Origin of the sequence: Virgibacillus sp. Bac330 (genome assembly GCF_003667845.1) — a bacterium.
GTDB classification, from domain to species: domain Bacteria; phylum Bacillota; class Bacilli; order Bacillales; family Amphibacillaceae; genus Virgibacillus; species Virgibacillus chiguensis.
This window is the reverse complement of record NZ_CP033048.1, coordinates 1,522,758-1,541,088: the sequence shown is the minus strand read 5'-3', so window position 1 is coordinate 1,541,088 and position 18,331 is coordinate 1,522,758. Positions and strand designations below refer to the sequence as shown.

Here is an 18,331-nt window from a genome sequence, read left to right as displayed (position 1 = left end):
ATACTGCAACTCTTAAAACAATGATTTTCTATAACTTCTTTTAAATATAGGCAGTACATATACTTCATTTTACACAACTATAATCACTTTAAAAATAGATAAAGAAAAGCTTTCTGTTTTAAACCAGAAAGCTTTTCCCTAGCTCATTTTATCAAAGGCTATTTCTTTTCAGCTAACCACTCTGCTAACACTTTTGCTTCAGATTCTGTGGCTAAACCTGGAGGCATTTGTCCTTTTCCGTTAATAATTATATTTTGAATCTCATCTTTTGATAATTTGCTACCTACCTGGGTTAAGTCTGGCCCCATTCCCCCAGATAAGTCACCACCATGGCAATTTGCACAGTTTGCTTCGTAAATTGCTTCAGGGTCATCCGTTGTTTCCCCTTCTTGGCTTTCCTCAGCCTTTTCCCCACCGCCTTCTTCGGCTTGTTGGATATCATCTCGTTGGCCTATCCCTACAAATGATATCACAATGATTGTCAGTATCCCTATTATTGCAATTAAAGCAAAAGGGATAACAGGGTTCCTTTTCATTGCGCTTCCTCCTTATGTAATCCCCATTTGTTATTGGTTTTGCTCAAAAAAGATAATCTTTTTTGAACGAATACATAGTAACACTTAAAGACTATATTCATTTTACTTGAAAAATACATTTCTTTAAAGTGTTTCGCTAAGAAATTTTATAAAATCATATATTAATGAGTGAAAATGAGAAGAAAAGAGAAGTCATTTCTAATAAAGGATGAATAGAATCTGCTTACGCATAGAATTTTCTATAATATCTGATGATAACAACCAAAAATAATTTATAAGAAAATCTTGATAAAACAATAGTTATTAAGAAATGAACAAAGCTTTTCTTGGTTACAATTGCTAGCTAATAACTACTTTTAAAAAAGGAAACAAAAGTGCTAGTTGCAAAAATATCTGAAATTGCGTACAATAAAATACAAGAACCGAAAACGGTAACATAATACATTATTTTTACATTTGGTTCTACATTTTTAGATGGACAGCAATAATAAGAAGTCAAAATATTCAGCGGGTAGCGTAATCAGCTAATAATATAGCACGTCATTAGGCAACGAAGATCATTGCCTAATGACCATACTTTATTGGTCTAGAAAATCTTTTAATCGCTTGCTTCTGCTAGGGTGTCTTAATTTACGTAAAGCTTTTGCTTCAATTTGACGAATTCTTTCACGGGTTACCCCAAAAACTTTGCCAACTTCTTCTAAAGTTCTAGTACGACCGTCATCTAAACCGAAGCGTAACCTAAGAACATTTTCTTCTCGGTCTGTTAGTGTGTCTAGTACATCTTCAAGTTGCTCTTTGAGCAGCTCATAGGACGCATGATCAGAAGGCGAGACAGCCTCTTGATCTTCAATAAAATCACCTAAATGTGAGTCATCTTCCTCGCCAATAGGGGTTTCTAATGAGACTGGTTCCTGAGCAATTTTTAAAATATCTCGTACTTTATCTGGAGAAAGTTCCATTTCTTCTCCGATTTCTTCAGGTGTTGGCTCCCTACCTAAGTCTTGTAACAATTGTCTTTGGACGCGAATTAATTTATTAATTGTCTCAACCATATGCACTGGAATTCGAATAGTTCTAGCTTGATCAGCTATCGCTCTTGTAATTGCTTGCCTTATCCACCATGTAGCATAGGTACTAAATTTAAATCCTTTTTCGTGATCAAATTTTTCCACAGCTTTAATAAGTCCCATGTTTCCTTCTTGAATTAAGTCTAAAAACAACATACCGCGTCCTACATAACGCTTTGCGATGCTGACAACTAAACGAAGATTCGCTTCAGCAAGACGTCGCTTAGCTTCTTCGTCTCCTTGTTCTATCCTTGTTGCCAAATCAATTTCTTCAGCTGCTGACAATAAATCAACACGGCCAATTTCCTTCAAATACATACGTACAGGATCATTTATTTTAATACCTAGTGGCACACTAAGGTCGTTTAGATTGAATTCTTCTTCTTTTGCGATTTGTTGCATCGTAGGGTCTTCTTCTGATTCACCAATTACTTCAACCCCCTGATCTCCTAGGTACTCATAAAATTCATCCATATGATCAGACTCTATTGTAAAATTAGATAATTTATCGGCAATTTCTTCGTATGCAAGAACACCACGTTTTTTACCAATTTCAACCAGTTGATCCTTAGCTTGTTCTAAAGTTTGCTCAAGTTCATTTTCCTTCGTTTGCGAAGGTTTATTTTCAGCCATGAGTCCCCCTCCTTCCAGAGTTACAATAAAATCAATTTGTGTGCTTCAACTGATAATTCAATTCAATAATTTGTTTAGCAATTTGCGCTGCCTTTATTGGGTCATTCTGTTTTTCTGCTTCCTTTTGTTGCTCTCGTAATGATTGTATCGTCACTTTATCCGTTTGCTTAGCTATAATCGTACGGACGTAATCATTAAGTTGTTTGTCACTTATATTTTCTTGTAATGGTAACATTGCTATTTCTGTTATTTCCTGTTGCAAATTTGTATCTGTTATTCTTTCTAAAAACAAACTGACATTAGGGGCATTTCCTTCTTCATAAAATGCATATAAATAAGTAGCAATAATTTTATGTGCATCTATATGAAAACTTGCTCCAATTTTTTCTTGTACCTTTTCAGCTATACTTACGTCTTGTAACATATATGCAATTAGCTGTCGTTCCGCATTATGAAATGCTGGCAATAATTTCGATCTCACCTTATTCCATACTGTACTACTAGTATATCTGTTCTTTTGTTGATTATCCTTATTTCTAGCAAACATTTCTCGATATCCTGAAATTTCATCCATGAGAGCTTCCATAGATATTTCAAATTCATTACTCAACTCTTTTAAGTAATATTCCCGTTCTATAGAACTGTCAATCGTTGCAATCTGCTTTAGAACTTTCTCAACATATTGTATGCGGTCAGCTTCTAGATTTAGTTGATAATCTTTTTTTAAAAATCGCATATAAAAAGTCATAAATGTGTCGCTAGCTTTAATGACCTCATCATTAAAAGCTTGTCCTCCGTGCATGCGAATAAAACTGTCAGGATCCATATTTGCTTGTAGGTATGCAACTCTTACTTCGCATCCACATTGGCGTAATATGACAGCAGCTTTATAAGCAGCATCTAGCCCAGCCCGATCTCCATCGTAACAAATAATGACGTTGTTTACATAACGTTTTAACAGCTTAGCTTGGAATTCTGTTAAGGCTGTGCCAAGCGTAGCTACCGCATTATAAACCCCCGCTTGATAGGCAGCTATGACATCCATTTGACCTTCTAATAAAACCACTTCGTTTTCTTTACGAATGTACCTTTTTGCCAGGTCAAAATTATATAATAATTTTCCTTTGTGGAACAATTCACTTTCAGGACTATTTATATATTTAGGTTTATAATCGCCAACTGCACGTCCTCCAAAGGCAACTGTCTTTCCTAAATGATTTCGAATTGGAAAAATAATTCTACCACGAAAACGATCCGAGGTATTCCCAGCTTCATTCATCTGAAGCAAGCCTGCTTTTACAAGTAATTGTTCATGAAAACCTTTCTTTTTCAAGAACTCGACTGTTAGATGATCCGCAATCGGACTAAAGCCTAGCTGGAAAATATCTGCTGCTTTCTCATCTATCCCTCTATCTTTTAAATACGCATAACCTTCCTTTCCTTCTTTTGTAAAGCGTAATAAATGATGATATAGTTTCGTCAACCATTCATGTGCAGATAGCATATCTTGCGTTTCTTTAGATAAATTAGCATCCTTTTGGCTTTGAATACTTTGAGGCAATGAAATTCCGCTACGTTCAGCTAAAAACTGGATAGCTTCATAAAAAGAAAAGCTCTCTATCTCCATTAAAAAAGTGACTACATTGCCACCCTTACCACAGCCAAAACAGTGAAAAATTTGCTTGTCTTGCGTCACAGAAAAAGATGGTGTCTTTTCACCATGAAATGGGCATAATCCAAAATAGTTTCTTCCTTGTTTTTTTAGCTGGACATAATCGCCTATTATATCAACAATATCATTCGCCTTACGAATCTCTTCAATTAATGCTTCAGGAATTTGATTAGCCATAAAATATCACCATGCTATTACATATTCGCTTTTCATGATAAAAATCCTTTTATTTCGACATATATTTTTTTCTTTTCTCAAAAAATCACCTATACAAGCAATATTTAAAAACATATGCATACACATTTCCCATAGAAAGGTAGCAACCAGTTCTGTTATGGACAACATCTACAAAATTACAATATGCTTTTGCTCTTCATTGAAACTATTCTATATTTAAGTTATAAATTCCTGCTTTTAAGGAGATAATTTTAGTACATTCGAATCAAAATATAATTTATATCGTCATACAATATTCTCAAAATTCAACCCAACTTTGATTATCTTCATTCATTTTAAATAAAAAAAACGCTAAACATGTTATATTTTGTCGATCATCAACCTTTATGAAACACATAGGGACCAAAACTTTTTTATGTTCAAAAGTTTTCATACACTTTATGTGCAAGGAGTCCCCCCCTTTACGGAACATGCATTAGAAAGGCTTGGCTATCGCCAAGTCTTCTGGCGATAAAACGCCATTGTTTTGCTTATACAATAAAATCTAAAATTGTATACTTTCCTATAGTACAAAAAAACTGTATACCTATAACACAAATCATAATTATAATATATACCACGAATTAATGCCAGCAAAACACTTCTAAAATTTAATTCTTTCCATTCAAAGTACTTCTTAATCATATATGTCTTGATTTTGTGTTTTACACTTACAAAAGTATCCATATTTGGAACTTAATTTGTCAAACTACGATAGTCCTAACTGTAAAAATCACAATCAGTAGAAACAGAATATCCTACTGATTGGAAAGTTCTTACGGAAGAAATGCGAATTTTGCAAGTCGAAATTTTAAGCTTGTGCTTATGCTCAACTCTGCAATTTAAAAAATTCGTTGTAGTAAAATACGTAAGTGCGTTAGGTTCCCACAGAATGAAAGCTTTTAACAACAATCAGAAAATATGCTTGTTCTTAGAAGGCAATGATGGCATTCATTATGATCTGTTAGCATAAAGGGAGTATGTGCTTCCTCCGTTATTTTTTTACGATTTGTCTAATACTATTAGCCGTTTCCTCAACAGCTTTATTTGATACATCGATGACCTTACAACCAATTTTATCAACTATTGTATCAAAATACGCCAGTTCTTTATGAATACGTTCCATATTCGCATATGTTGCCTGATCTCCTAAACCTAAAGCACGAAGTCTTTCTTTACGTATTTCATACAGCTTATCAGCGCTTATACGTAACCCGATACATTTTGAAGCATCCACTTCAAACAATTCTTCTGGAGGATCTACTTCTGGTACAATTGGTACATTGGCAACTTTTAAGCGTTTATGAGCCAAATATTGTGATAGAGGTGTTTTAGATGTTCTAGATACCCCAATTAGAACAATGTCTGCTCTAGCAATCCCTCTCGAATCACGCCCATCGTCATACTTTACCGCAAATTCAATTGCCTCTACCCGCTTAAAATAGTCTTCATCAAGCTTATGGACTAGCCCTGCTTCCATTCGCGGTGCATGTTCAAAAACACGTTCCATGGATTTCAACACCGGGCCCATGATGTCAATAGCTTCAAGGTTCATTTGTTTGGCACGTTCATTTACATAGTTCCTTAGAATAGGATCAACAAGTGTAAAACCAATGAGTCCTTTACTTTCTACAGCGAGCTGTAAAGCTTCATCGATTGTTTTTTTATCTTCTACATAGGGTATGCGCTGAATTTTATATATTCCGTGATTAAACTGACTTAATCCTGCCTTAATGACTAACTCAGCTGTCTCCCCTACGGAATCGGATAAAACATATACAGGTTGTGTAAACATCAAAATACTCCTCTCTCACTCTTGTTAAATGTGATCTTCCATAACCAATTCAACAAAAGCTTTCGTAATTGTTGTTTTTGTAACTCTTCCAACAACTTCCAATCCAGACTTTGTTTTTTTCACGACAGGAATACCATCAATTTGTTTATTAATTAAGTTTTGAGCAACTTCTACCAACAAATCATCTTTTTGACATACTGTTATATTAGGCATTCTGGTCATAATGATATGTACAGGTACAGCATTTAAATCTTGTTTTCCAATGCTTGCACGAAGTAAATCTTTTCGCGATAGTACACCTGTTAAAAACGACTGATCATCAACTACGAAAAGGGTTCCTACATCTTCTAAGAACATTGTTGAGATCGCATCGTATACCGAAACGCTCTCTTTTACAACAATAGGGACATGTTGATATTCATACACTCTAATTTTTTTAATTTGCTCTGTTAATAATTCATTTCCCGTTTTACCAGTATAAAAATACCCCACACGAGGCCTTGCATCTAAAAAACCTGCCATTGTTAAAATTGCCAAGTCTGGACGTAATGTGGCCCTTGTTAAGTGAAGACGCTCAGCGATATTCTCCCCAGTTATCGGGCCGTTTTCTTTAACAATTTCAATTATTTCTTCTTGTCTACTTGATAATTCCATGACTTCACCACCTAAAGACGATGTAAACCTATGTCCATTATAGTTGAATCGATACAGAATGAGAAATTATCCGGTACTTATCAAGCGAGAGGAATTATAATACTGCGCCCAAAAACCAGAGAAGAAAATCACTGTATCCTTTTATTAAAAGCTTTGTTTCCATTCAATTTTTGTTACATCAGCATAATTATAAATAAGTTGACCGATTTGGTACAAAAGCGCTAACCGATTATTACGGGTTTTTTCTTCATCTACCATTACCATATTCTGGGCAAAAAATTGATGAATCGGATCCGTCAATTGCTCCAAGCGTTTTAATTCTTCTTCAGCATCTCCACTTGAATGTCGAGACGCTTCATGGATAAGACAATATTTATTGTATAAAGTTCTTTCAGATTCTGTGTGCAATACATCTGGATCAATTACTTTAGATGATGCTTTTTTAGCTAAATTTAATACACGAACAAAAGCTTCCTGTGTTAATTTAAATGTATCATCATTTCGTTTGACTGATAATAATTCTGCTTTTTCTAAACTGTGCGTAAAGTTGCCAATATCTTGATGTAATACAGCGTGAATAATATCTGGCTCAATTCCAGCTTCTTTAAAGATATAAGAAGCACGATGTAAAAAGAAGTCGTTAATGATAGTAGCAGCTTCATTTTGATTTTCTAGCTTTACTTTAGATGTAGCATATACTTGCAAAGTAAGTTCGATAAGCTTTTCTACGGTTATGTTCCATTTATTTGAAAGTAGCATCCGTAATACACCAATAGCTTGACGACGTAACCCATAAGGGTCATGAGATCCTGTCGGTAATAATTCTACAGAAATACAACCCGCTATCGTATCTAACTTATCTGCCATACTAACTATTGTTCCTGCGGTAGTTTCGGGCAAAACACCGTTGGCAGATTTCGGCAAGTAATGTTCTCTAATTGCTTGAGCAACAAGTGCGTCTTCGCCATAAAAAACAGCATATTTTTCGCCCATAACCCCTTGCAATTCAGTAAATTCATTTACCATACTAGTAGTTAAATCAAATTTACTTAATTCAGCAGCACGAACAGCTCGATTAATATCTGACTCAGCTAGTTCAAGATGCTGACTAATTAAACGTGTTAATATAATGACACGCTCTACTTTTTCATAAATGGTCCCTAAATCTTCTTGAAATACAACTCTCTCTAACTTTGTTAAAAAGTCGCTCAAAGAACGCTTACGATCTTCCTCGTAGAAAAAAGCAGCATCAGACAAGCGAGCATGCAATACTTTTTCATTTCCTTTAATTACTGTCTCTAATGACGTATCGTCTCCATTACGTATGCCAACGAAATAAGGTAATAACTCCCCTCCAGTATTCGTACGAACAGGGAAATAGCGTTGATGCTCTTTCATGGAAATAATTAATACTTCCTCAGGTATGGATAAAAATGTACGTTCAAATGAGCCTAAAAAAGCTTGAGGATATTCCACCAAATTACGAACTTCATGCAATAGTTCATGATCAATAGGAATATGCACCGAATGCTCTTGCTCTAATTTATGAATTCCTTGTAATACAGCTGCTTCACGTTTTTTTGCATCTGCTATTACAAATTGCTGTAGTAATTTTTCTTCATATTGCTTTGGGTTATTAATGGCTATTTTCGTTCCTAAAAAACGATGGCCATATGTCATATTACTGCTTTTCACATGAGCAACTTCAAAAGGAACCACCGTTGAACCGCATAAGCCGACCAACCAACGTATCGGCCTAGCATAACGCATTGTTTGTGCTCCCCAGCGCATATTCTTGCCAAAGTTAATAGACAAAATGATGTCTTTAAAACCTGGCAGGAGGTCGAATGTATTGTTTCCTTCAATATGCTTCTGCACAAAAATATATGTAGTGCCATTGACAGGTTTTGTATAAATATCATTCGTTGTCTTGCCTTGCCCTTTTGTAAAGCCAATCGCTGCTTTTGTCCAATTACCAGATTCATCTTTAGCAATTTTTTCTGCCGGGCCTTTCACTTCTTCTTTAATCGTTGTTTGTTGTTCACTAAGCCCTTCAATAAGAACTGCCAAACGCCTTGGTGTAGAAAAGGTTGCTAAATTTTCATAAGGAATGCGCAAGCTTTTCAGCCATGCTGCTGTTTTGTCGTTTAATTGTTTTTCCGCATCATCAATGAAGCGAGCCGGCATTTCTTCCAATCCAATTTCAAATAGAGCATCTGTTGCCATATTATTGTTCCTCCCTTTTTAACATCGGAAAGCCAAGTCGTTCTCTTTCAGCCACATACGCTTTAGCAATACCTCTTGCTAAGTTACGAATTCTTGTAATATAGCCGGTACGTTCTGTTACAGAGATGACACCTTTGGCATCCAACAAATTAAATGTATGAGAACATTTAAGAACGTAATCATAAGCAGGAAATACTAACCCTTTTTCCATTGTATCTTTAGCTTCTTGCTCATATTTGGTAAAAAGCTCAAATAACATTTCCGTATTAGATGTTTCAAATGTATACATGGAATGTTCATATTCCGGTTGATAAAAGATGTCTTTAACTGTCACGCCATTTGTCCATTCTAAATCAAATACATTATCTTTATCTTGAATATACGAAGCGAGACGCTCAATTCCATATGTTAATTCTACAGCAACAGGATTTGCCTCTAATCCTCCGATTTGCTGAAAGTACGTAAATTGTGTAATTTCCATCCCATCAAGCCAAACTTCCCAGCCAAGACCAGCTGCACCTAAGGTTGGGTTTTCCCAGTTGTCTTCTACAAATCGTATATCATGAACAAGTGGATCAATCCCTAATTTTCTTAGAGAACCTAAGTATAACTCCTGAATATTATCTGGAGAAGGTTTCATAATAACTTGAAATTGGTGATGTTGGTATAACCTGTTTGGGTTATCACCATAGCGGCCATCTGCAGGGCGTCTTGATGGTTCTACATAAGCAACGTTCCATGGTTCAGGTCCAAGACTACGCAGCAATGTCATTGGTGACATTGTACCCGCTCCCTTTTCCACGTCATATGCTTGCATAAGAATGCAATTTTGCTCTGACCAATAATTTTGCAAAGTTAAGATCATCTCTTGAATATTCATCATCTTTTCCTCCATATACAGTAGTACAATATAAAATCCCCGTCCCTATGTCTATAGTCAAGACATAGGGACGGGGTGTTAAGCCGCGGTTCCACCCTATTTGCTTATGAAAGCCACCTTTATTAGAAATACTCCGAAGTTCCTTTCCTCTTACCCCTATCGCTCAGCTTTCACCATCCTGAGCTCGCTATGGAAAGCGTGCAAAAGTACTCTTCTTCATCCTTGTATTCATTCCATATATGATCATCTATGTATGAATAATAAGCGAAACATTCTTTGCTGTCAACTCATTTCAATAGATCCATCTGTTTTAATAGCTTTCTTGATTTAAGAAGGTAACCACCATAATGGTCATAATAATGGTCTAACAAATCCCTAAGCAACTGTTTATTTTGTTCCTTTACTGAAATGGTTGATACGCGTTGCAAATCAACCGTTGCAAAGATGAATAATAATTTAACCACTCCTTTTGGTAATTCAATAGCTCGCTCATCCATACTTCTACATAATGCACACAGTAAACCAGCTTCTTGAATAGAAAACACAAACGGAGGCGTTACACTTTGACAGCTACTGCAACAATCTACCGTGGGTGCAAATCCGCCTTTTTTATATAATTTCAATTCATACATCATTAAGGGGATATCAGCCTCTTCTTTGCTATTAATCCATTCCATTGTTTGAAAAAATTGTTCATAAATAAATCCATCTGGCTGTTTATCCTCGACTAATTTATCTGTAAGTTCAGCAAGATATGCTGCGTAAGTTGTTTTTTTAATATCTTCACGTATGGGGCGAAAAGAATCAATAATTTCTGCCTGTTGTATCGTGCTTAACCCTTTATTGACATACATAAGAAATTCAGCATAGATGAACGGCTGCGTTACAGCAGCCATTCTACTTTTTGGTTTTTTTGCTCCTTTAGCAATTGCAGAGAGCTTTCCTAATTTCCTACTAAATATTGTAACGATTTTATGACTCTCTCCATAGTCACGTGTTTTCAATACGACACCTTGTATTTTTTCTAACAATTAAGCGTCACCTTTCTCTAAAGAACTGCATTCACTTATCATTTCGTTTTTATCGGAGTTTCATTTTTCTCATCTTGTTGTCCTAATTCTTGAAGGCTTTGTTCATTTTCTAACTCTTTCATGATTAAATAGGTTTCAATGTTTCCCGTTTGACTAAATAACTTCCAGGTTAGATCGATCACAAGAAACCCCACCTTTCTTTTAAATGTTGAAAATGTAACTTACTACTTAGAATGACCACAAGAGCAAAACAAATGAGTATAAATATTTACCATGTATGAGGAATTATAAATAACTCCTCATATTATTTTTTAGCAAAATTACAGCAAAAGGGTACTGAAAACGAATTTTTTAATAATCATCTCTGCTGAAACCATATTCTTGAAGTTGGCTTTGCTTGTTTCTCCAATCTTTTTTAACTTTTACCCATAGTTCTAGGTACACGCTTGTACCAAGCAGATTTTCAATATCTTTACGGGCTGCTTTCCCGATGTTCTTAAGCATCGTTCCCTGTTTCCCAATAAGAATGCCTTTTTGCGTTTTTCTTTCGGTTACAATAGTTGCTTGAATAAGAACTTTACCATGATTGCGTTGTTCCATATTCTCAATAACAACTGCTATCGAATGAGGAACTTCTTCTTTCGTAAATTGCAGTACTTTTTCACGAATTAACTCACTGATAATAAAACGTTCAGGGTGATCTGTAATTTGATCTTCTGGATAATACTGCGGGCCTTCTGCCAATTGATCTTTAAGCACTGCTAACAAATGTTTTACATTATTCCCCTGCAAAGCAGATATAGGAATAATTTCTGTAAAATTATGTTTATCTTTATATTGATCAATTAATGGGAGTAGTTTATCAGGGTGTACAAGATCAATCTTATTTACAATTAAATATACAGGCTTATCTACCTTTTGCAGTCTATCTAAAATGTATTGATCTCCTTTTCCATACCCTTCCTCTGCATTAATCATAAATAAAATGGCATCGACCTCATTTAATGTATTTATAGCGGTTTTCACCATAAAATCGCCGAGCTGATGTTTCGGTTTATGGATACCTGGTGTGTCTATAAATATCATTTGCGCGTCTGACAATGTCAGTACACCTTGGATTTTGTTTCTCGTTGTTTGGGGTTTATCACTCATAATAGCTATTTTTTGCCCGATCACCTGATTCATAAACGTTGATTTTCCAACATTTGGTCTACCGATAATAGCTATAAAACCTGATTTAAATTGTTTTTCCATCTGGTTGCCTCCGAAAAATCTTACATATTTTATTCATATCATACTATAAAACAACTTTCGTTTCATGGTATTCGACAAAAGCTTTAATATTTTTTATGTCACTTTTTTGTTTTTGACAATCTTTTTAAGACCGTTATGTGAAAGTGAAAGGATTTAGGATAAATTTCAAAACAACAAGGATATCCTTGTATACAACTACTTCATTCACTACATAGCATATCATGTAAGAAGTAAATAAATTCATTTATTAACGTATCTATAAACTGACTAAAACAAGAAAAGCCACAGCTAAACTGCGGCAATAAGCATGAACATGATATTCATTTACTATCCCGATGCGATAAAGTGTGACAATCTAAAAGCTAACGCAAACTGTTCTCCTTCGTTTTTACATAAGCCCAGCTACTTTTGGAATAAAAATAAAACAACCTATTATTACAGCAATGATGGCTGCTATAAGAACCGCGCCAGCAGCCACATCTTTTATTTGTTTTGCAGCAGGATGAACATCTGGTTTTACGTAATCAATTATTCTTTCTGCGACCGTATTTAGCATTTCTGTTATAAACACATTCCCAATCAAAAGTAAGATAATACTCCACTCGGTGATATTTATGTTTAAAATGATACCAGCCAATATGACTACAATTGCAGCACATAAGTGCACTCGAAAATTACGTTCATTTTTGACAACAAACTGTATACCTTCCCATGCAAAAGAAAAACCAACCAGTCGTTTTTTATCTTTCAATTCCAAACGCACCTAAGATTTTTTCTTGTTTCGCAAACATTACCTTTTCATCTACTTTCGCTATATGATCATATCCCAATAAGTGAAGGAAGCCATGTAACGCTAGAAAGGCTAATTCTCTTTCCAAAGAATGGTCGTACTCTTTTGCCTGTTCTTTTGCTCTATCCACAGATATCACAATGTCACCTAACAGCACGGGGAGATTTTCGTCTAATATATTTATTTCTTCTTCGCCTTCTCCAAGTTCTTGCATAGGAAACGACAGGACATCTGTAGGACTATTCTTTTGCCTATAGTTTCGATTTAGTTCTTGAATTTCTTTATTCGTAACGAAATTAATGGATACTTCACCTTGTGGCGTTACACCTTCTTCTTTAGCAGCAAATGTAATCAACCGTTGAATTAGATCAATATAATCACTTTCCACTGAATTTGTTTCATCATGAAAGTCAATATACATTTAGTTTGCCTCCTCCATGGGATATTGAATACGCGAATGAAATATCCCTTTCAATGTGCTACAAGTTATTTGTTGAATCTTATTCAACTCTTGTAAAGTAATCGGACATTCATCGAACTGCCCGTCTACTAATTTATCCTGAATAATAGATGTAACAATTTCTTCTATTTTGTGTTCTGTAGGCTCTTGTAATGAACGAACTGCGGCTTCTACTGAATCACATATACTAACAATAGCCGCCTCTTTCGTTTGTGGTTTAGGGCCAGGATAACGATACGTTGCTTCTTCCACTTCCTTATTTTGTTCTTTATCTTTGTAATAAAAATACTTCAGTAAAGAAGTGCCATGATGCTGTTTAGCAATATCAATAATTTCTTGTGGTAGCCGATGTTTTTTCAACATTTCAGCTCCATCATAGGGATGACTAATTATTATTTTAGCACTTTCATTTGGCTCAATAAAGTCATGAGGGTTTTGAATTGCCAATTGATTTTCAATAAAAAAATGAGGTTGTACCGTCTTACCTAGGTCATGATAATAAGCACCAACCCTTGCAAGTAACCCATTTGCTCCAACTGCTTCGCAAGCAGCTTCACTTAAGTTAGCCACCATCACGGAGTGGTGATATGTACCAGGAGCTTCCGTTAATAATTTCTTTAGTAATGGATGATTTGGGCTTGATAATTGTAGTAATTTAATATCTGATAAAATCCCTAAAGCAGCCTCAAAATAAGGTAACAATCCAATGGTAAGTACAGCTGACAGGAATGCAGATGCTGCTGCGAAAGATGATTGTAGTAACATATCTCCCCATGCATATTTCTCAAAAGAGAGAAATATAAATAATAATACAACCATAATATTAATAACCGCGATCCCTAATCCAGCCTTCATAACTGCAAGTCTATCTTTGACATTTCTCAGGAAGAAGACGGCTGCCAATTGGGAGAGCAAAAAGTATATACCTGCTTCCACATTTAAAGAACCAGGAATTTGATGATTGAAAATAACACTTCCTAAAATCGCAAACAGCGTACTAAAAATGATTGCAGAACGTTCATGTGTTAATTGTTTTAGTAACAAAGCCCCCATAGCTATAGGCATTACGTAAAAGAGTTGGTTTATTTGCGTTGTATAAATGCTTACTATTTTCATTAAAGCAACTGCCATGATACTAATAACAACAATTGCAGTAACTTTTGCAGTATTTAAGCGCTCTTTTCTATCAAGCCAATTCATTTCATGAGCTATTGCACTTCCTAGTAGCAAGACAAGTATAGCCAATCCAATTCCTGGAAAGAAATTCCGCTCTTTATCAAGAACTCCAACCAAGTCTAGTTTTTTATAAACTTCATTCGTAATCGTTTGTCCTTCGCGAACAATGATTTCTCCCGCTCTAATTACAACAGGCTCAACATTGCTAGCCGCTTCCTTTCGAGCAGTAGATGTTTTATCCACATCAAAGAATGAATTTTCGACCACCGCAAACTCACTTAACCGAGTCAGAACTTCTCTCATGTCAGCATCTAAATCTGAATACTTAATTTCTTGTTGCATATTTGAAATAGCGCTTTGTGTATTTTCTGTTCGCACACCATTATTCAATGTTTTAGACAAAATTTCCAAGAAAAATTTCTCACCTTTTTCCCGTTCCTCTTTAGGTACTTGAATAAGCTGAGACAGCGAGTCATCACTGACTCCTTTTTGTATTTCTTCAGACAAAATTTGCTTTAATTGTTGCACTTTTTCTTGCTCAGAAATAGGAGCCGTATCGGAGGCTTCCTTATTTTGTTGCGTGTCTTTAAGTTCTTCTTCCAAATTAGTGATTGCGTCAAAAATTTCTTTCGTATACGCCATACGCTCATCTGTAATTTCTTGATCAATATTGTATCTATCCTCTACAGCTTGGACCGTTTCTCGTATTTTACGCTCTGTTTCTTGCTCATTTTCTATCGTAACTGGAGAACGAATCGTTTCTTTAGCTCTACTAAACCTCTCTATCTCATAGGTTTCCGTCTGTATATTGTCAATCATGATTAGAAAGAAAAACACACTTAGTAAAAGAGAAGCAGCTATAATCATGCCCCATTTATTGAAACGTTTTGTAAATGAAAACCAAGTACGCGGATTGTATTTGTTCTTATCCACTGCTCTCTCTTCCTTTCTAATGGACAAAATTAAAAATGCCTATATGCTTTGCTATCTACCAAATCTGTCGTAACTATTAAAAAAAATGGCTTTTTATACGAGATAAAGTGTGCTGCAACACTCCCACTTCAAGTATGGAAGTGGGAGGTCACAGTTTTCTTAAGAGATCTTTAGATCATACTCTTGAGTTACTAAGTATGAGACAATCCCTCACTAATTGAAGGTTCACTTTATGCTTTCCTAAAGTGAAAACAAAAAGTTAGCTTTATTTTCATTTTCTTATTCACTACGATGATGGCTATTTTTATCATACGCATCAATGATCCGTTGCACAAGAGGATGTCGAACGACGTCTGTTTGCTCTAAATAAACAAAATCCATTCCTTTTATCCCATTTAATAAATGACTTGCGACCCTTAAACCTGACTGCACACCTTTTGGTAAGTCAATCTGCGTTATGTCCCCAGTAATCACCATTTTTGATCCAAAACCAAGTCTAGTTAAAAACATTTTCATTTGCTCAGGGGTCGTATTTTGTGCTTCGTCCAAAATAACAAAGGCATCATCGAGCGTTCTCCCTCGCATATAGGCCAACGGGGCTATTTCAATCGTTTCCCTTTCAATCAGCCGCATCGTATGCTCTGTCCCTAAAACATCATGCAAAGCATCATATAGCGGTCGCAAATAAGGATCTACCTTTTCTTTTAAATCACCAGGAAGAAAACCCAGACTTTCTCCTGCCTCTACAGCTGGTCTAGTTAATATAATCCTTTTCACATAGCCATTCTTAAGTGCATGAACAGCCATTACGACAGCTAGATACGTTTTTCCCGTACCAGCTGGGCCGATTCCGAAGACGAGATCATTTGCTTTAATTGCAGAGATATATTTTTTTTGCCCTAGTGTTTTAACACGAATGGATTTTCCTTTTACATTTTTGGTAATCTCATCTTCAAATAAAGTTTCGAATTGATTTATTTTTCCTTTTTTTCCAAGTTCAACCGCATAAACGACATCTCTTTCTGTAATGGTCAACCCTTTACGAATAACGGAGAGCAGTGCTTGTAAGACATCCTGAACGAGGTTAAGCGTATCTGTAACACCAGATACATGAATCTGCTCTCCTCTCGTTATAATAGAAACTTGAAGCATTTCTTCTAATTGATGCAAGTATTTATCGTTATTACCAAATAGTGCTAAAGCTTCTTTTGGACTATTTAATTGTAAGTCGACTGCTGTTAAATTTTCCGGCATATTCAATCTCCTTGACGTAAAGGTTGTGTATCAATAATATTTTCTTCTACACTCATATATAAGTTTAGTTTAACTTTACCATTCTCTGTAGATTGATGCAAAATTTTTTCAGATAAGACCTCCGCTTCTCCAAGTTCTAGTTTTAATTGTTCTTTCGCTTGTTTAATACCTACCTCAATTGCTTCTTTTTTTGTTCTCTCTACTGCTTTATACGTTTTTTCATGGATGTTAGTTTCAATTATTTTTATAGGTAATTTCCACTTTAAAAAGCGAAGGTTTGATTCTTCCTGTTCCTGTTGCGTATTTTCAAAGTCCGATGAGCCAAAGCCCCAAATTGGCAGTTTGAAATTTCCAAAACTTAGATGGTATTTATTTTCTTGTTCTCCTGTTAATTGTTCTGTATTTGCCTTTAATGGCACACTTACTTTAACTTCATACCAAGTTAACGCCGTGATTTCCCCAGCCGCTGCAACATGTTTTACTTCTTTCTTCCCTTCTTCCTTTGCTTCTTCTCCATCATCCATTTTTCCCGATACTAATAGGTCGCCTTTCTCCACATAATCATGAATATTTACTTTTGGAACTCCTTGTGAAACATACATTTTCTTAATAATTCCTTTTTTAGCAGCAATTAAGTTTCTTGGTTCTGGGTTTTCTTCTTCTTTTACGACTATTTTTTCTACACCTTCTAAGTGGAAGGTTGTCCCCTTTTGATCTATGCCAACCCATAGTAATTCAGGTACATCATGTAATAATTGTTGTTGTATACGTTTTGGGGAGTCAATAGAAAATATCCATGATCCTGGGTGGATACCATATTGTTCTAATTGTCTATCTATCTTTTCTTCAATATCTTTCGGTACACCAGTTATTTCCACATCCCATATAATATTAGATAGTGTAAAAAGAAGCAAGGTGCTTAGAATAAAAGCAAGTATTAATTCTTTTTTCCTTAAATAGCGACGAAAGAAAAATGGAAATCCTTTACGGTCAATAAATTTAATTTTATAATTCGTATTCTTCCGTAATTTTTTTATATACTTAACGTCCTTAAGGCCTATCGTTCCCTTGCATGACTGTTGATTTAATTTTACTACGTCCCATATTTGAATGCCATAACTAGCACAATGCTGAAAAAACATTTCCGGTCTATCACCTGTTACAATAATACTCACAGCACCAGCCATATGTAATTTATTCTTTTGCGTCATATCCTGTACCTCCATCTGGAATAAAGGTTATATCTCTAATCATACCTTCTAACAAAATTTCTTCGGGTAGCATTCTTTTTAAAACAAAACCTGAACCAGAAATGCGAACATATCCTTTATTCGACTTTAGTTTTAACTCTGTATCTGAATAGATTTCCAAACCCTTATGATTTTCAATATAAACATGTAATTGTCCAACTACTGTAATTCTTGGTAGTTCCAATAACACATCTGAAGGAAGTGCAAAATACTTCGTTAACCATGGTCTAAATTGTTGTTGCCATTTTTTCACAATGCAGCCCCCTCTCACCTATATATTTATGTTTCTTTCATTTGATTAAGAACATGGAAAAGAAACCTTTTTAAAACGAACCGATGATGACTTAGCGTAAGGCAATGGAGTGAAGTCGCCTAGTTGCTGGGCGCTTGCGCCGGACGTGGCTAAAAAAATTAGTTAGTTTATCCATAGCTGCAAAATTTTATAATTTCCTAGACAAAGAAAAAACCAATTGCACTTATTCAAAAGTACAATTGGCTCTT

Annotated in this window: 16 protein-coding genes; all 16 read right to left on the bottom strand. The window is 35.3% G+C overall.

Annotation, left to right across the window (positions count from 1 at the left end; all coding sequences use genetic code 11):
- Positions 1 to 158 precede the first annotated feature (158 nt).
- Positions 159 to 536 (bottom strand): cytochrome c550, encoded by a 378-nt coding sequence (gene cccA / locus D9780_RS07105; RefSeq protein WP_073004454.1) that lies wholly within the window; start codon positions 534 to 536, stop codon positions 159 to 161.
- 578 nt (positions 537 to 1,114) lie between these two features.
- Positions 1,115 to 2,239 (bottom strand): RNA polymerase sigma factor RpoD, encoded by a 1,125-nt coding sequence (gene rpoD, locus D9780_RS07100; RefSeq protein WP_073004455.1) that lies wholly within the window; start codon positions 2,237 to 2,239, stop codon positions 1,115 to 1,117.
- Positions 2,240 to 2,270: 31 nt separating this feature from the next.
- On the bottom strand, positions 2,271 to 4,088 hold the full coding sequence (dnaG, locus tag D9780_RS07095) for a DNA primase (RefSeq protein ID WP_121639730.1): 1,818 nt from the start codon (positions 4,086 to 4,088) through the stop codon (positions 2,271 to 2,273).
- 1,033 nt (positions 4,089 to 5,121) lie between these two features.
- Complete coding sequence (locus D9780_RS07090; RefSeq protein WP_121639729.1) at positions 5,122 to 5,922, bottom strand: pyruvate, water dikinase regulatory protein; 801 nt, start codon at positions 5,920 to 5,922, stop codon at positions 5,122 to 5,124.
- Between the two features lie 24 nt (positions 5,923 to 5,946).
- Positions 5,947 to 6,576: a transcriptional regulator CcpN gene (locus tag D9780_RS07085; protein ID WP_121639728.1), complete on the bottom strand. Its 630-nt coding sequence runs from the start codon at positions 6,574 to 6,576 to the stop codon at positions 5,947 to 5,949.
- A gap of 144 nt (positions 6,577 to 6,720) precedes the next feature.
- Positions 6,721 to 8,802, bottom strand: a complete 2,082-nt coding sequence (gene glyS, locus D9780_RS07080) for a glycine--tRNA ligase subunit beta (protein WP_121639727.1) — start codon at positions 8,800 to 8,802, stop codon at positions 6,721 to 6,723.
- Between the two features lies 1 nt (position 8,803).
- Positions 8,804 to 9,682: a glycine--tRNA ligase subunit alpha gene (glyQ, locus tag D9780_RS07075; protein WP_116277519.1), complete on the bottom strand. Its 879-nt coding sequence runs from the start codon at positions 9,680 to 9,682 to the stop codon at positions 8,804 to 8,806.
- Between the two features lie 287 nt (positions 9,683 to 9,969).
- A complete protein-coding gene (recO, locus tag D9780_RS07070; protein ID WP_073004466.1) occupies positions 9,970 to 10,713 on the bottom strand; it encodes a DNA repair protein RecO in 744 nt (247 codons plus the stop codon).
- Positions 10,714 to 10,751: 38 nt separating this feature from the next.
- The gene (locus D9780_RS07065; RefSeq protein ID WP_121639726.1) at positions 10,752 to 10,895 is read right to left on the bottom strand and encodes a YqzL family protein; all 144 of its coding nucleotides are present in this window, start codon (positions 10,893 to 10,895) and stop codon (positions 10,752 to 10,754) included.
- A gap of 169 nt (positions 10,896 to 11,064) precedes the next feature.
- Positions 11,065 to 11,967 (bottom strand): GTPase Era, encoded by a 903-nt coding sequence (gene era / locus D9780_RS07060; protein WP_121639725.1) that lies wholly within the window; start codon positions 11,965 to 11,967, stop codon positions 11,065 to 11,067.
- A 388-nt stretch (positions 11,968 to 12,355) separates the two neighbouring features.
- Positions 12,356 to 12,718: a diacylglycerol kinase family protein gene (locus D9780_RS07055; RefSeq protein WP_181917175.1), complete on the bottom strand. Its 363-nt coding sequence runs from the start codon at positions 12,716 to 12,718 to the stop codon at positions 12,356 to 12,358.
- Positions 12,708 to 13,178, bottom strand: a complete 471-nt coding sequence (gene ybeY / locus D9780_RS07050; protein WP_073004473.1) for an rRNA maturation RNase YbeY — start codon at positions 13,176 to 13,178, stop codon at positions 12,708 to 12,710. Before ybeY ends, D9780_RS07055 begins: the two co-directional genes overlap by 11 nt.
- Positions 13,179 to 15,326 (bottom strand): HD family phosphohydrolase, encoded by a 2,148-nt coding sequence (locus D9780_RS07045; protein WP_371413710.1) that lies wholly within the window; start codon positions 15,324 to 15,326, stop codon positions 13,179 to 13,181.
- A gap of 279 nt (positions 15,327 to 15,605) precedes the next feature.
- Positions 15,606 to 16,580 (bottom strand): PhoH family protein, encoded by a 975-nt coding sequence (locus D9780_RS07040; RefSeq protein WP_073004475.1) that lies wholly within the window; start codon positions 16,578 to 16,580, stop codon positions 15,606 to 15,608.
- Positions 16,581 to 16,582: 2 nt separating this feature from the next.
- Positions 16,583 to 17,791, bottom strand: a complete 1,209-nt coding sequence (gene yqfD, locus D9780_RS07035; protein WP_121639724.1) for a sporulation protein YqfD — start codon at positions 17,789 to 17,791, stop codon at positions 16,583 to 16,585.
- Positions 17,775 to 18,083, bottom strand: coding sequence for a sporulation protein YqfC (gene yqfC, locus D9780_RS07030; protein ID WP_170861686.1), 309 nt, complete (start codon positions 18,081 to 18,083; stop codon positions 17,775 to 17,777). The genes yqfD and yqfC overlap by 17 nt, the downstream gene beginning before the upstream one ends.
- Between the last annotated feature and the right edge of the window lie 248 nt (positions 18,084 to 18,331).

What these genes read in the sequence shown, in the direction of transcription:
- cccA (WP_073004454.1), bottom strand. Translation starts at nt 536, where the DNA reads ATGAAAAGGAACCCTGTTATCCCTTTTGCTTTAATTGCAATAATAGGG.
- rpoD (WP_073004455.1), bottom strand. Translation starts at nt 2,239, where the DNA reads ATGGCTGAAAATAAACCTTCGCAAACGAAGGAAAATGAACTTGAGCAA.
- dnaG (WP_121639730.1), bottom strand. Translation starts at nt 4,088, where the DNA reads ATGGCTAATCAAATTCCTGAAGCATTAATTGAAGAGATTCGTAAGGCG.
- D9780_RS07090 (WP_121639729.1), bottom strand. Translation starts at nt 5,922, where the DNA reads ATGTTTACACAACCTGTATATGTTTTATCCGATTCCGTAGGGGAGACA.
- D9780_RS07085 (WP_121639728.1), bottom strand. Translation starts at nt 6,576, where the DNA reads ATGGAATTATCAAGTAGACAAGAAGAAATAATTGAAATTGTTAAAGAA.
- glyS (WP_121639727.1), bottom strand. Translation starts at nt 8,802, where the DNA reads ATGGCAACAGATGCTCTATTTGAAATTGGATTGGAAGAAATGCCGGCT.
- glyQ (WP_116277519.1), bottom strand. Translation starts at nt 9,682, where the DNA reads ATGAATATTCAAGAGATGATCTTAACTTTGCAAAATTATTGGTCAGAG.
- era (WP_121639725.1), bottom strand. Translation starts at nt 11,967, where the DNA reads ATGGAAAAACAATTTAAATCAGGTTTTATAGCTATTATCGGTAGACCA.
- ybeY (WP_073004473.1), bottom strand. Translation starts at nt 13,178, where the DNA reads ATGTATATTGACTTTCATGATGAAACAAATTCAGTGGAAAGTGATTAT.
- D9780_RS07040 (WP_073004475.1), bottom strand. Translation starts at nt 16,580, where the DNA reads ATGCCGGAAAATTTAACAGCAGTCGACTTACAATTAAATAGTCCAAAA.
- yqfD (WP_121639724.1), bottom strand. Translation starts at nt 17,791, where the DNA reads ATGACGCAAAAGAATAAATTACATATGGCTGGTGCTGTGAGTATTATT.